The organism is Sphingobacterium sp. UBA7253 (genome assembly GCF_002472745.1).
Lineage (GTDB): Bacteria > Bacteroidota > Bacteroidia > Sphingobacteriales > Sphingobacteriaceae > Sphingobacterium > Sphingobacterium siyangense.
Genome location: NZ_DKSP01000053.1, coordinates 13,284 through 27,152, shown reverse-complemented (window position 1 = coordinate 27,152; position 13,869 = coordinate 13,284). Strand labels below are relative to the sequence as shown.

11 protein-coding genes are annotated in these 13,869 nt (G+C 40.6%); 2 read left to right on the top strand and 9 right to left on the bottom strand.

The window, feature by feature from the left end:
- Positions 1 to 56: 56 nt before the first annotated feature.
- The 9 genes from B2X72_RS04915 to B2X72_RS04875 all read right to left on the bottom strand — a co-directional run bounded on the left by B2X72_RS04915 (position 57) and on the right by B2X72_RS04875 (position 10,927).
- Positions 57 to 536 carry an alkaline phosphatase gene (locus B2X72_RS04915; protein ID WP_204990860.1) on the bottom strand — a complete coding sequence of 160 codons (480 nt, stop codon included), beginning with the start codon at positions 534 to 536 and terminating at the stop codon, positions 57 to 59.
- 84 nt (positions 537 to 620) lie between these two features.
- Positions 621 to 1,787 carry a glycoside hydrolase family 76 protein gene (locus tag B2X72_RS04910; RefSeq protein ID WP_112374973.1) on the bottom strand — a complete coding sequence of 389 codons (1,167 nt, stop codon included), beginning with the start codon at positions 1,785 to 1,787 and terminating at the stop codon, positions 621 to 623.
- Between the two features lie 55 nt (positions 1,788 to 1,842).
- The gene (locus B2X72_RS04905) at positions 1,843 to 3,474 is read right to left on the bottom strand and encodes a RagB/SusD family nutrient uptake outer membrane protein (protein WP_286848444.1); all 1,632 of its coding nucleotides are present in this window, start codon (positions 3,472 to 3,474) and stop codon (positions 1,843 to 1,845) included.
- A gap of 12 nt (positions 3,475 to 3,486) precedes the next feature.
- On the bottom strand, positions 3,487 to 6,531 hold the full coding sequence (locus B2X72_RS04900; RefSeq protein ID WP_112374974.1) for a SusC/RagA family TonB-linked outer membrane protein: 3,045 nt from the start codon (positions 6,529 to 6,531) through the stop codon (positions 3,487 to 3,489).
- Positions 6,532 to 6,678: 147 nt separating this feature from the next.
- The gene (locus tag B2X72_RS04895; RefSeq protein ID WP_112374975.1) at positions 6,679 to 6,870 is read right to left on the bottom strand and encodes a hypothetical protein; all 192 of its coding nucleotides are present in this window, start codon (positions 6,868 to 6,870) and stop codon (positions 6,679 to 6,681) included.
- A 426-nt stretch (positions 6,871 to 7,296) separates the two neighbouring features.
- Positions 7,297 to 9,012: a GMC oxidoreductase gene (locus tag B2X72_RS04890; protein ID WP_046673712.1), complete on the bottom strand. Its 1,716-nt coding sequence runs from the start codon at positions 9,010 to 9,012 to the stop codon at positions 7,297 to 7,299.
- A 7-nt stretch (positions 9,013 to 9,019) separates the two neighbouring features.
- Positions 9,020 to 9,508 carry a gluconate 2-dehydrogenase subunit 3 family protein gene (locus tag B2X72_RS04885; protein ID WP_070570191.1) on the bottom strand — a complete coding sequence of 163 codons (489 nt, stop codon included), beginning with the start codon at positions 9,506 to 9,508 and terminating at the stop codon, positions 9,020 to 9,022.
- A gap of 87 nt (positions 9,509 to 9,595) precedes the next feature.
- On the bottom strand, positions 9,596 to 10,255 hold the full coding sequence (locus tag B2X72_RS04880) for an HAD family hydrolase (protein WP_286848441.1): 660 nt from the start codon (positions 10,253 to 10,255) through the stop codon (positions 9,596 to 9,598).
- 36 nt (positions 10,256 to 10,291) lie between these two features.
- Positions 10,292 to 10,927 (bottom strand): DUF6266 family protein, encoded by a 636-nt coding sequence (locus B2X72_RS04875; protein WP_286848440.1) that lies wholly within the window; start codon positions 10,925 to 10,927, stop codon positions 10,292 to 10,294.
- Positions 10,928 to 11,423: 496 nt separating this feature from the next.
- On the opposite strand from B2X72_RS04875, the gene B2X72_RS04870 reads away from it, so the two are divergent.
- Positions 11,424 to 12,035, top strand: coding sequence for a fumarylacetoacetate hydrolase family protein (locus tag B2X72_RS04870; protein ID WP_286848439.1), 612 nt, complete (start codon positions 11,424 to 11,426; stop codon positions 12,033 to 12,035).
- Between the two features lie 11 nt (positions 12,036 to 12,046).
- Positions 12,047 to 13,777, top strand: coding sequence for a M23 family metallopeptidase (locus tag B2X72_RS04865; RefSeq protein WP_286848438.1), 1,731 nt, complete (start codon positions 12,047 to 12,049; stop codon positions 13,775 to 13,777).
- Positions 13,778 to 13,869: the final 92 nt, after the last annotated feature.

Genomic DNA, 13,869 nt, shown 5'->3' with positions numbered 1-13,869 from the left:
TCAAACAAAAAGCCCCAAAGAGTTTTCTTTGGGGCTTTTTGTTTGACGGGCAACAACTATTGTTGGAATGCTTTGATCGCCTTTCCGCGCCAAGCGGCATCAAGCGGTGCACCAAGCAACCAAGTTAACGTAGGCGCGATATCATAAATCATCAAAGTTTCCTTAATTTCTTTCCCTTTGGGTACACCAGGTCCGGTCATTACCCAGGGAATCTCCACCTCCGCCAGCGATTTACCACCGTGTCCTTTTCCTGTGCCACCGTGATCCGCAGCAATAACAAAAATTGTTTCATCAGCTATTCCCGCATCTTTTACCGCCTGCTGCAAAGTGCCTATGCGTCTGTCGACCTGTTTTAGCTCGGCATAGTATTCCGGGGTATTATGTCCAATATTGTGCCCTACACCATCAGGTTGATCGAAATGCACAAAAGTAATGGTCGGTTTCTCTTTCTTTATAATGTCCACGGTGGTATTCAAAGCCGCTTCATCATCATCTTTGGTATTAATGACCTTTTGAACGACTTTGTTATCAATCAAATAACCTGATCTCCCGCCTATCCAATGAATCGCTCACATGCTAGATCAACATCATATTTTACAAGTCACGCAGATAATAAGGGATCAGTACCCAGCTTTTGCCAACCGTGCATACATCTCGACAAAAGCACATTGATCAAGGAGCCACTTCGATTGATGTTGATCCTTCAAAGTCCAGTCTGGGCTGAAAAGCCCTTCTTTGTCGCGCATATGCTTCCAGGCAAATTCAAGGTTTTCCGCAAAAATTGCAAGATACTTTTGGTTGCCATTCACCGCAGCAAGCTCCATATAACCGCGCATCATTACCGCATGAAACCATAAATTGCTATTTTTTAGTTTTGGAAAACTCAGTTCGCCACTTTTCTCAAAAAAATATCCCAGGCAAGCCTCAGCCAGCTGTTGCGCATCTTCAAGGTACTGCTTATTTTTCGTTAGTTTATAAAGCAAGGCTGCCGCCTGCAACATTTGTCCGGCGTTGTACGAAAACTTAGCTTTTCCAATCTTTCCATTGAGCTGCATATTGTCCCAATACAACTTATCTTCGGGATCCTGAAGATTTCTTTTTGTCCATTCATAAAGACGCTCCCCTTCTTCCAGATAGTACCTATCATTGGTTGCCATAAATAACTTCAGTGCAAATACACTTGCTGGTGCATTCGAACACGTATTTTTAGATTCCTTTTTCTGTTCACACCAATAAACGCCACCGCCTAATTTATCATCCTCCCCACTCTTTACAAAATTCCAGATCTCTTTGGCCGAAGTCAGGTAGTTTATTTTTTTTGTATGGATATAGCTATCTGTAAAATCGATACCCAACCAGATATTATCGTCATAAAAACGATCCGAGGGAGGAGCTGTATTTAAATAAGAAGCATAGCCAATAGGCGACCTACTTTCATCTCTATATTCCTGTAACCCCATCAGGACTTTTTTGTCAAGTATGAACTGAAATGCCTTTTTTGTTTTTGGTAATTCCATCAAGGTATTTACAGCCGAGAAACTACCCGAGAAAGGCCATAGATAAGCATATTTCTTTTGCTGTGCTGCCTGTTGATTATTATCCAAATAATCAGCTTTGAAGTTTTCATCAAAGGGATATTTTTCAGCCAAGAGCTGATTCTTGGTATTTCCAAACTTGCTATAGATGCTATCTAAAGTTTGGATAGCATAGTTCTGAAAATTATTTTTCTGTGCAAATAAGGTTACACCAATAAAGTTCAGAAGAAACAACGTAAAATATCTTTTCATGTGTTTTAGGTAAAAGAATAGTAGATACCTATGCGGCATCTACTATTCCTGAACATTAATAACCAGGGTTTTGTTTTAAATTGGGATTGATTGCCAATTGATCCATCGGTACCGCATATAGTTCTTTATTCTTATCGTTCGTAGCTTTATGATCCCACCAAGATCCGGATATATATTTTCCGAATCGGATTAGATCTGTCCGGCGCTTTCCTTCAAAAATAAATTCACGTCCCCGTTCCGCAAGTAATTCATCCAGCGTCAATGTAGCGACAGTATACTGCGCCATAGGCCAGTCAGCCTTACTAAATGCTCTTTTTCTGGATTCATTGACCAACTCCACAGCCTCACTACTGGCTTTTCCACCATTCTTACGCATAAGTGCTTCAGCTTTATCGAAATAGATCTCCGTTAAACGATAAATAATATAATCATTCTCCCAGTAGTTGGCATCGTCCAAGGTACCTGATTTATATTTATTAAATCGAGCTCCAGAATTCTCTTCTCCTTTTGTCATACCACCTTCTGAAGTTTTATCACCTTCGCTTTCTCTGCGGATCGAATTGACAAACACCAGCGGTTTACCTGAATACTCTTCCGTTCCCAATACAGGTGTAGTGGTGCCGTATTTATATTGTGGTCCAAACAAAAACCATTCTTTCTTCCGCAAGTCATTTTCAGCATAGGCATTAAATGCGGTAGGGATAACAACAAATGCATTCCATCCACCGTAACCAACTTTGAGCACTTCCTTCATATAGTCATAACTCATATAGAATCCCGACCAATCGAATGTAAACCCCGCCTGTCTGCTATATTGAAATTGAAATAAGGATTCCAGATTCGCCGAATTGGTATTACTGAACAATGCATTCAAATCAGGGCTCAATTTGGGAGCCCCTCCAATGCCGCCAGCCTGTCCGGAAATAATCTTATCACAAGCAGCGATACATTCATCATTCATTGCCTTACCCGACCATTTTTCGGCATTGAGATAGAGTTCAGCCAGCATGGCATAACCCGCAGCCATAGATACCTGACCGATATTACTGGCCGAGGTTTTAGGCAACTTATCCACATTTTCTTCCAGCTCCTTCTGCACAAATGCAAAAACCTCTGTTCTCGGTTTGGTTTCTGGGTTAATAGGATCGGCTACCTTTGTCACGATAGGAACGTTGCCCCAAAGATCCATTATCTTAATGTAGTGAAATGCCCGCATTACTTTTAATTGCACAAGTATTTGCGTGCGTTCATCCTCTGTCAGATCCGCAATTTTAGCGATATCAAGTTTCTCAATATCCTGAATAGCATTATTGACATAGCCAACGCCGCCCCACATCAACTCCCAGGCCCCACGCATTCGGCTTTCATTGCTTGTCCAGGTATGATAGTGCTGCCGGATATGGTCTCCACCGTCATATCCATGGCGTCCCTTTTGCGGCCAGGCCACCTGATCGGCACTTAATTCGGAATGATAATAAAAGCCATTTCCACCTGTAGGTGCAAGCCAGGCCTGCATATGTGTAAAAGGGCGGAGCGCAGCTTGCATAACCTCCCGTTTATTCTTATAAAAATTATCATCCTTGATCTTACTATACACTGTCTCATCCAACTTGGTGCAGGAACTAAAAGAGATACCTAAGGTAACAGTGCTCAGAATGGCGAATAAATATTTATTTGTTTTTTTCATAACCTTACTATTTTAAAATCCAACATTTAAACCAATTGTCCAAGATCTTGTTCTTGGATAGAAACTGCGCGAATCAATCCCTGCTTCAAAACCTGTATCCTGCAACTCTGGATCAATCCCCGTATATTTGGTCATGGTTGCGATATTTCTCCCTGTCGCATATACATATAGACTTTTGATATAATCAGTCTTTAGTTTAAAGTTATATCCCAATGTAATATTATCCAGTTTCACAAAACTTCCATTCTCAAGGTAGTAATCCGAATACTGTGGATCCTGTTTAAGGTCGGCATGTTTAGTAAAAGCACTTTCGAAAACATTATTAGGCAACCATTTTTGATTACCAAAGAACATATCCGCTGTATTTAAAATATCATACTTAAATTTCCCTCTGAAAAATACGGTCAGATCGAAGCCCTTATAGGCAAACCGGTTACCTAGCGACGCATTGAATTTGGGAACACCATTTCCAATATAGGCGCGATCATTATCATTTATATCCGCAATGGTAGCCTTGGAGCCGTCAGCTTTATAGAAGAGCCATTCTCCAGCATCATTCAGACCCGCATAACGTTTTCCATAGAAGGAACCAATTTCACCGCCTTCTTCAAGACGAATGGCATCTCCAAGATTACCTGGAGAGGGCAGACCGCCAAAAGTCATCCAATTACTCTTAAAGATATCATTGGACATGGTAACGAGTTTATTCTTTTGATAGCTTCCCGCAAAATCCACCGTCCATTTAAAATCTTCTTTTTGAATTGGAACTCCAGACAATTGCAACTCAACACCTTTATTCGAAACCTCGCCTACATTGTACCAAATGTTTGTACTCACATAGGCTGGCTGTTGCGCCTTATACTGGTATAGTAAGTCTTTGGTTTTACGATTATAGACATCTAGAGACCCTGTTAGTCGGTTATTCCACAAACCAAAATCGAGCCCGATATTCAATTCGGCTTTTTGTTCCCATTTTAAGTCGGGATTGGGGTTCTGGGTCGGTCCATACGTTTGATAATAGATGCCATCCTGCGGATATACCCCACCTGTTCCCAACAAGATCAACGAATTGTAATTTGGGAAGCCCTGATTACCGGTTACCCCATACCCCACACGGAGCTTCAGATTGTTGACAAGGTCTTTATTGGAGAAAAAGTCTTCGTTTGTAATGGTCCATCCCGCAGAAATGGCAGGGAAATTACCCCATTTATGATTAGCACCAAATCGCGAAGATCCCTCTCGGCGAAGAATTGCACTCACAAAATACTTTTGGTCATAATTATAATTTACCCGTCCAAAAAAAGCAATCAATTTATTGTCTTCCTTAAATGAGCCCATCGATGGTCTTGGCAATTTGGTATTTGTCAGAGCCGTACCACTTCCCATGTCCCAATCTTGAAAAGCGTCTGTTGTAAAACCATTATTGGACATCTCAAACCGCTCATAACCATTATATTGAAAACTGTAACCGAGCAAACCCGTTATATTATGCTTGTCGTTGAATGTTTGGTTGTAATCAATTGTTGTTTCAAAGGTCTTGGACCAATTTAACTCATTTCTTTTCCAAGCATAGCCCATACCCTGATACTCAGAATTTTGGCGTTGGTCCCAATCTTTGATCGAACGATATTGACGATCGTTCCAATTATTTCTAAGATAGGATCCGAAGGCTGAGATGCTCAATGGTTCTATAATCTTGAGTTTCATACGTGCGTCTCCCGAAAAAGTTTCCTGATTGCGTTGATCTACACGGTTGGCCATACGATCCAGCGGATTAAAATTATTATAACCCTGGGTTTGGTAAAAACTTCCATCGGGATTGTATAGTGGAGCAGTTGGATTACGCTGGATTGCCTGTTCGAAATATTCCGTTTTTCCACCCAAAAGATCTGCTTTATTGAAATTGGCAGCAATATTACCGGAGAAAGTCAATCGATCTTTTAATCCAGTTTGCGAAAAATTGACACGACCGCCAAATTGCTGACGTCCATTCTGTTTAGCAATGCCTTCGGCATTTTCATAGTTAATTGAAGCACGGTAGTTGGATTTATCGCCACCACCGCTGGCAACAAAATTATGGAATGTTGAGAAATTACCTTTATTGATCAATTCGTCATACAAATCTGTTGAAGCGCCAAGGTCAAGATCAGGTTTATTCTGTCCGTTGACCACATAATCTCTAAATTGCTGCGCACTCAGCATCGAAGGTTTCTTTGCGACAGACTCATGTTGACCATAGGTATAATATTCAAATCGTGGTTCTCCAGATTTGCCTTTTTTAGTGGTTACTAAAATTACACCACCATTACCCCGCGTCCCATAAATAGCCGCTGCAGATCCGTCCTTTAACACGTCTATGGATTCAATATCTCCTTGCTTGATCAAATCTAGATTTCCGCCAGGAATGCCATCAATGACAATCAGCGGGGAGTTTCCGCCTTTCATGGAGGCCATACCCCGCAATTGGATATCTGAACCAGCATTGGGGTTACTGCCTTGGGTCCGTGTCACGTTTAGACCGGCAACTTTACCTTGTACCAGATCCATTGGATTGCGCATACCACCTTGATTGAAATCCTTCTCTTTTACAGAAGCTACAGCTGAGGTAACTTCGCTTTTCTTTTGTGTACCATAACCGACGACAATCACCTCATCCAATTGATCCTCTGTCGCTGAGAGTTTAATATCAAGCGGAGCATTTCCCGTTACTTTGACTTCATTTGTTCGATAACCAATAGACGAAACGACAAGGACATCTCCTATCTTGGCTTGCAGGGCAAAATTACCCTGCCCATCCGATGTTGTACCTTTTACTGATCCCTTGACGGTAACCGAAACACCGGAGACCCCTTCTCCAGTCTTTGCATCCTGTACCTTTCCTTTAATTAAATCCTGAAACTTAGCGAACTTATGGATAAAGGTCTCTTTTGAGTCTTCCCCCTTGGCGATGACATGCGCATTTGCCTGATGTATCGTCCCGGCGATAATAGCCAACGAAAAAAACAGCTTGGTATTTTTCGTTAAGCGGGCAAATGATTCTAAATCGATTCTGCTCATATAACTAGTGATTTTGGTTTATAAAACGTTTAGCTGATCAAAACTAAAACGATCATGTTTAATTAGTTTTTAAAAAATTAATACGAATACGTGAGCCTCATTTCTATCGTAATAGATTAAACCCTATGAATTATTAATCATTTATTTTTAAAAAAAACGTCCTTTAACTTGCTGCTGCACATGGTTTACTTCTTTTACGAAGGATTTTCCATCGTAATTGGCTGAAGTTCCGACCGCGGCATTGACTTGTTGGAAAGTACCAGCAATGACAACCAATGAGAAAAATAACTTTGATTTTTTCCCAAGCTGCGCAAATGATTTTACCGCAACTTTGCTCATATTAATAGTGATTTGGTTTATAAAAACGTTTTAGCTAAAGATGCTTAGAACGTCTAGTTTAATTTAGTTTTCCCTTAATTGATGTTTTTTAAATCGATCTGCTTTCTTAAAATTGCCTGCTATATTCCATTGCTTTCATTTAACAGAAAACGTCTGGGTTCAAATGTCTATGGTACTATTGCCGCATAGAATCTGCAATAAAGTCTGCTAAATCGCTTTTGCTTTTGTTGTAAAATTTTTTGGTTTCCCTATTTTGGTTTTTTTAATTGCTTTTTTTTGATTACCTATTGGTTCATTAATTGTTTATTCGTTATTGTTTTCCTTTTTGGTTATTCTTTCTTGGTTTTAACGTGCTATTCAGGTGGAAAGATAGCACTTTAATTTTACAAGGGAAAGATTTATTTTCAAAACCTTTCCCCGGTAAAATTAAATATTTCCTTTCTTCATCTCGCTAACCGCATAATCGACAGATCGAGCCGAAAATGCCATATAGGTCAATGAAGGATTTTGTGTTGATGTGGAGGTCATACTTGCACCATCTGTGACAAAAACGTTTTTCACAGCATGCATCTGATTCCATTTATTCAATACCGAAGTTTTCGGATCGTGGCCCATACGTGCTCCGCCCATTTCATGGATATCCAAACCTGGAGCCTGCCAGTGTGTATCTGGCCGAATGTTTGTGAAACCAGCATCCGTAAACATCTCCGTCATGACGGCAATGTAATCCTTTTTCATTTTTTCATCGTTCTCATCATAATCGACAGCAATTTTTAACAACGGAATACCCCAGTCATCTTTCTTACTGCTATCCAATGAAACCATTCCCGATTCTTTTGGTATTGTTTCACCCATCATGTGAGATCCAACCTGCCAAACACCTAATTTAGGATTCAACAAATTGTTTTTCAGATCCAACCCTAAACCCGAACGATCCGACTCTTTACTACGTGAAGCTCCGAAACCGGCGGCATAGCCCCTTAAAAAGTCCGTTTCCTGTTTGTGCAAGTTTCTGAAACGTGGAATATACCCTCCACCTGCTGGATTCCGCCCTTCGGCCGTAAAATCCAACATCCCTTCATACTCTGCATAAATGCGTGCACTATAGTTGTGAAAGGCAACATATTTTCCGAGCACACCACTATCATTACCCAAACCATTTGGAAAACGGTTCGATTTAGAATTCAATAAGATCAAATTCGTATTGATTGCAGCCGCATTGACAAAAATCAGTTTGGCATAAAAATCAATTTCCTCTTTTGTATTGGTATCAATAACACGTACACCCACTGCCTTTCCCTTTTGTTCATCATAGAGAATCGAATGAACAACCGAAAATGGGCGTAGCGTCATATTTCCGGTTTTGGCCGCCCAAGGAATTGTCGTTGCATTGGAACTGAAATATCCACCAAAAGGACATCCTCGCTGACAAAGTACGCGATTCTGACACTGTACACGTCCTTGTTCGATGTGAATCTGATTTGGTTTAGATAAGTGTGCACAACGTGCTGAAATCACTTTGCGCTCCGGAAATTTCTTTTGGACGCTTTCTTTAAAATACTTCTCGACAATATTTAAGGGGTATCCTGGCAGAAACTCGCCGTCTGGCAATTCAGGAAGTCCATCGTGATTACCGGCAATCCCAGCAAATTTTTCGACATAAGCATACCAAGGCGCCAAATCAGCATAACGTATCGGCCAATCTACGGCAAAACCATCTCTCGCTGGCCCTTCGAAATCAAAGTCAGACCAACGTTGCGTCTGTCTCGCCCATAATAACGACTTTCCACCAACTTGATAGCCTCTGATCCAGTCAAAAGGTTTCTCTTGAATATAAGGGTGTTCCTTGTCTTTTACAAAAAAATGGGCTGCATCTTCGTGAAATGCATAACATTTGCTGACAATCGGATTTTCTTCTTTTACTTTGAAAGGCATTTCATTCCGATGTTCAAACTCCCAAGGCATCATATTGGTGGTTGGGTAATCCTTGATATGTTGCACATCACGTCCGCGTTCCAAAACCAATGTTTTCAAGCCCTTCTCGCACAACTCTTTTGCGGACCAACCGCCACTAATTCCCGAACCGATCACGATCGCATCGTAGGTTCTGTTTTTTTCACTGTCAATATTTAGATTTGCCATGTGCTATTTATGCCTTAACTTTTACCGCACCATTGTACGGACCCGGAATAAGTTTATAGATCACCTTATTCTTCATCACGTATTCTGAGTTCATATACCCCTGAATTGCACGCGATTTGAAGGTCTCAAAAAAAGCCTTCTCGTCGGTTTGGTCTTTTAACCCCGCCAAAGTGGTCTCAGTCTCTTTGTTATTTTTTAAATTCAACTGTTTTCTCAATTTGTTGAAACCAGCGACAAATTTAGCCTGATTTTCTGGCGACTCACAGTCATCTACCATTTTGATGACGAAAAGATGTAGGTTCAGATCCTTTCCTCCCGGTGTATCCGATTTCGGAATCAGGATGTTAGCCAGATCGCCCAAAAATTGCTCATCTTCCGCCGAAATCTTCAGCTTATTTAATACAATTGATGCACCTCCATCATTCAGACAGGACGACAAAATTGTCAGTCCGCCAGCTATAATGAAAAATTGCTTTATTGCGGTTCTACGGTTCATAATCAGAGTTCCCTTTACAATTCGGTAATATTACATATATCCGAATAAAAATACAAATGCTAAAACGATTAAATTATTTTACAACCCTCAAATCCATTGCGCCAACAGGGCTTTCGCCTCAGATAAGTTTTCCACAATGTTATCAACAGCTGTTAGTCTAGCACGTTCTACCTCCTGTTTCGTAACTGCAATCAACTGCGTCCCTGCTCCCAATGCCGATGTACTTCCTGTTGATGTATCCTCTATAGCTACACAGCGCTCGGCTGGTAGACCCAGATTTGTCAATGCCAAACGATAAGGTTCCGGATTGGGTTTTGGCAGCTCCACACACTCACGCGTGACAAAAAACTCAAAATAATCCAAAAGCTCGTGCTTGCCCAAAACAGTATCGACTGTGCTTCTATAACTCGAGGTCACAAGCCCAATACGGATATCTTCTGCTTTCAAAAAAGCTAAAATTTCTCGTGCTCCAGGCATCAATTCAATATCGCTCATGTTAGAATCGGCATAAGCAGCACGTGTACGCTTCCACATATGTTCTTCCGTCACGTCGTAGCCATAGTCCTCGGTAAGACGCTTGACATTATGTGCTAAAGTATGTCCAGCAAAATCGCGAATCCAATCTTCATAGTTGATCTGAAGGTTAAATTCCTGTTTTAATATAGGTGCCCAGTTTTTGAAATAGAAATATTCCGAATCAATTAACGTACCGTCCAGATCGAACAATACCGCCTGTATTTTATTCATAGTGTTAAAGATACACAAGTAGGTGGAAAAATCCTATTAAATGACGCCACAATACGTAGAATTTGAGAATGCACCATGATACGTATCCCAAAAACCGATGTAGACATGATAATCAGCTTTTTTGCTTAATTCAACCGGTACGTCCACAAAACATTGGCCATCCCTAGCAGATGCAACTGCTGGTTTTAACGAGCAGAAATCATTTAAGCTAACACATGCTAGATTTAGCTTATAAATTTCATCATCATACACCGGGTTTGGTATCCATTCCAAAAATATACGACCTTCATTCACACTTACCTTAGTACCCGTGGGCGGTATTAGATCCCCCACAAACACATTCAAATTTTCAAAATTCACAACAGGATTATGATCGGCATCAAAAGCCAGTACATCATTGAAAACATGTTTTTGCGCGAGCTGAAATGCACCATATTTAGATCCATTTTCTTTTTTTAGCCCATAGCCAAAATCAAAAACTGCTTTGTTCTCCGCACAAAATTTTCCGATAGCTTTCATTTTTTGACGATGTAATCGCTGAGCTTCAGTCGGAGGTTTACTGTTTTTTCTCCTTGCTCCGCGAATAATCCATTGCCCCATACGATTGTATCCATATATCGAACCAACTTTACCTCGAAAGCCACCATTGGGTCCATCTTCTATTATAGCCATATTTTAATTTTTTTGTTTAATTATCATCTTAACAATGATCTCTTAACAATCGATCTGTATTAATGTTTGAATTAAATTAGGTATGAACTAGTATTAGATTAGGTATAGTATAGGTTTTAGTTAGCTATAACCTATACTATACCTAACTAAAACCTAAACAAAACCTAACTAAAACCTATATAAATATATACTTTGATCTAAATTACGCATGTAGTTGTTTTTCTCCATTTTTGGATAAGCTTTGGACATTTATTAAGTTTGTTGTGGTAAATGAAAACTAAAGTATACCGAGTATGGATGCACGATAAGTTTTTAGAAGATAACCATATCGTTCCTCACATGACGTTCGTTAGCATAGCGCATTCCGGCCAAGTGTAGGTAATTCACAAATAGCATATAGTACTTTCTAATAGCGCCTCAAATGTACACGCGATGAAAACCGAGCTCATGAGTTCGCAAGAAATCTGAAAGCTTCATTGCCTTAAAAATTTATATCATGAAAATAATTGCAATCGGTCGCAATTACATCGACCACGCGAAAGAGCTCAATAATCCAGTCCCAGAGAATCCCATTATATTTTTAAAACCCGATACAGCGGTCTTAAAGGATAACAAAGATTTCTATTACCCCGAATTCTCCAAAAACATTCAGTTCGAAACCGAAGTTGTCCTCCGGGTCTGTAAGGAAGGAAAACATGTGACACCAAAATTTGCATCAACCTATTTCGATGCTATCGGCCTAGGGATTGACTTTACCGCAAGGGACGTGCAGCAAGAATTAAAAGCAAAAAGCCTTCCCTGGGAATTGGCAAAAGCATTTGACCATTCGGCAGTCATCAGCAACCTGATTCCTAAAGAAGAATTTGCGGAAGTAAATTCGATTGATTTCTCCCTGCAGAAAAATGGGCAAAAAGTTCAGCAGGGAAATACCAAGGATATGATATTTTCCTACGAAGATCTGATTGTATATACCTCCAAATTTATTACCCTACGCAAAGGTGACCTCATTTACACCGGAACTCCAGTTGGTGTCGGATCTGTAGCCATCGGCGATTTATTGGAAGGTTTCATTGGCGAACAGAAGATGTTTAGCTGTAAAATCAAATAGCTGGGAATAGCATGATAAAAAAAACGACAGCAATGATCTCCCTGCTGGCCTGCATGGCAGGTCTAAGCAAGGGACAAGATATTATCAAAAGCCGCAATTATCCACAAAATTATTTTGTACGCCCCATGGACATTGCGCCGCAGGCTTCAGGATCGTTCGGCGAATTGCGCGCAACGCATTTTCATGGTGGAGACGATTACCGGACACAACAACGCATCAATATTCCTGTGCATGCAGCGGCGGAAGGTTTTGTATCCCGCGTCAGGGTACAGATAGGTGGTGGGGGTAATTATGTTTATATTGATCACCCCAATGGTTACACCTCGGTGTACATGCACCTCGAAAGTTTCAATTCGGATCTTGCGAAAATCATCAAAGATGAGCAGTACAAGCAAAAACGTTTTGATGTCGATATATTTCTCAAACCCAACCAAGTACTTGTAAGAAAGGGTGAGTTTATTGCAAATTCGGGCAATACAGGCGGGTCTGCAGGTCCACATCTTCATTTTGAAATCCGGGATACAAAAGCACAATTGCCGCTCAATCCGCAATTGTTTGGACTGTTGTTTCCAGATGGTGTCAAACCGATTATCCGCGGTATGACGGTCTACGATTTGGGTTCCGAACTGTTTGATGAAAATACGCCCCGCAGGCATCAAACCATCAGATCTGTTGGTAGCGGCAATTATAGTTTAGCAACAAACGCCCCTATCTCTGTGAATGGTACCTTTGGATTGGGAATCAACACCGTTGATAAACGGAGAGGAATCTCTTTTACATATGGTGTATATTCGATTGAACTATTTTTAGACAATAAAAACATCAGCACGGTACTGTTCGAATCCATTCCTTTTGATCAGACCCGTGCGATACAGTCCTACGTAGACTACCCTTATTTAAAAAAGTCAGGGGTACGCGTGCAAAAGAGCTTCAAAGATCCTAACAATCCGATCAACATCTTCAAAAACTTGGATAACCTCGGTAAAATCACGTTGAAAGACAATGAGGTGCATGAGGTAAAATATGTGGTCAAGGATGTTCAAGGGAATACGAGCGAATTGAATTTTAAGGTGCAGAATAACCCTTCACTTTCCATCAGCCGCCCAAATGCGAAGGGGCTTAAAATGTTTCACTATGCCGATGAAAACAAATATGAAGCGGAGAATGCTCGGGTTTATATGAGCAAAAATATATTGTATGACGACCTTTACTTCAATTATTCGCAGGGAGCAAAACCTGCAAAAGGCTACTCGGCAATGCACTATATCCACAACGCTTATACACCTGTGTTCGGATATTATAAGCTCATGATCAAACCAGACTACAGCTTGTCTGAAAATCTTTATGACAAAGCCTTGATTGTTTCTTCTGATGGCGGAGCACAAGGTGGTCAATATGAGAACGGCTGGGTGGTAGCCAACGTACGCGAATTTGGTGGTTTTTACATCGCTGTCGATACCATTGCACCAAATATCACTGCGCGTAACCTGACTGACGGCAAAAATGTTTCCAATCAACGCTCCATCGATTTTACCATCAGTGACAATCTATCGGGTATAGCTACTTTTGACGCTTATATTGACGGGAAATGGGCTTTAATGAAATATGACCCTAAAACAAGACATATCTGGCATGACTTCGAACCGGAACTCAGCAGTGGCAGACACGACTTTAAACTTGAAGTGAAAGACAACAAAGGGAATTTGAAGGTCTACGAGGCTTCATTCTCCACATCGCGTTAACAGCTAATTTCAAACTTACAACATTTGTCCGACCTGATCTGCTACATTAATTGCAATTTTCGAATTTTGGTTCAAACAAAAGGGAAATGATA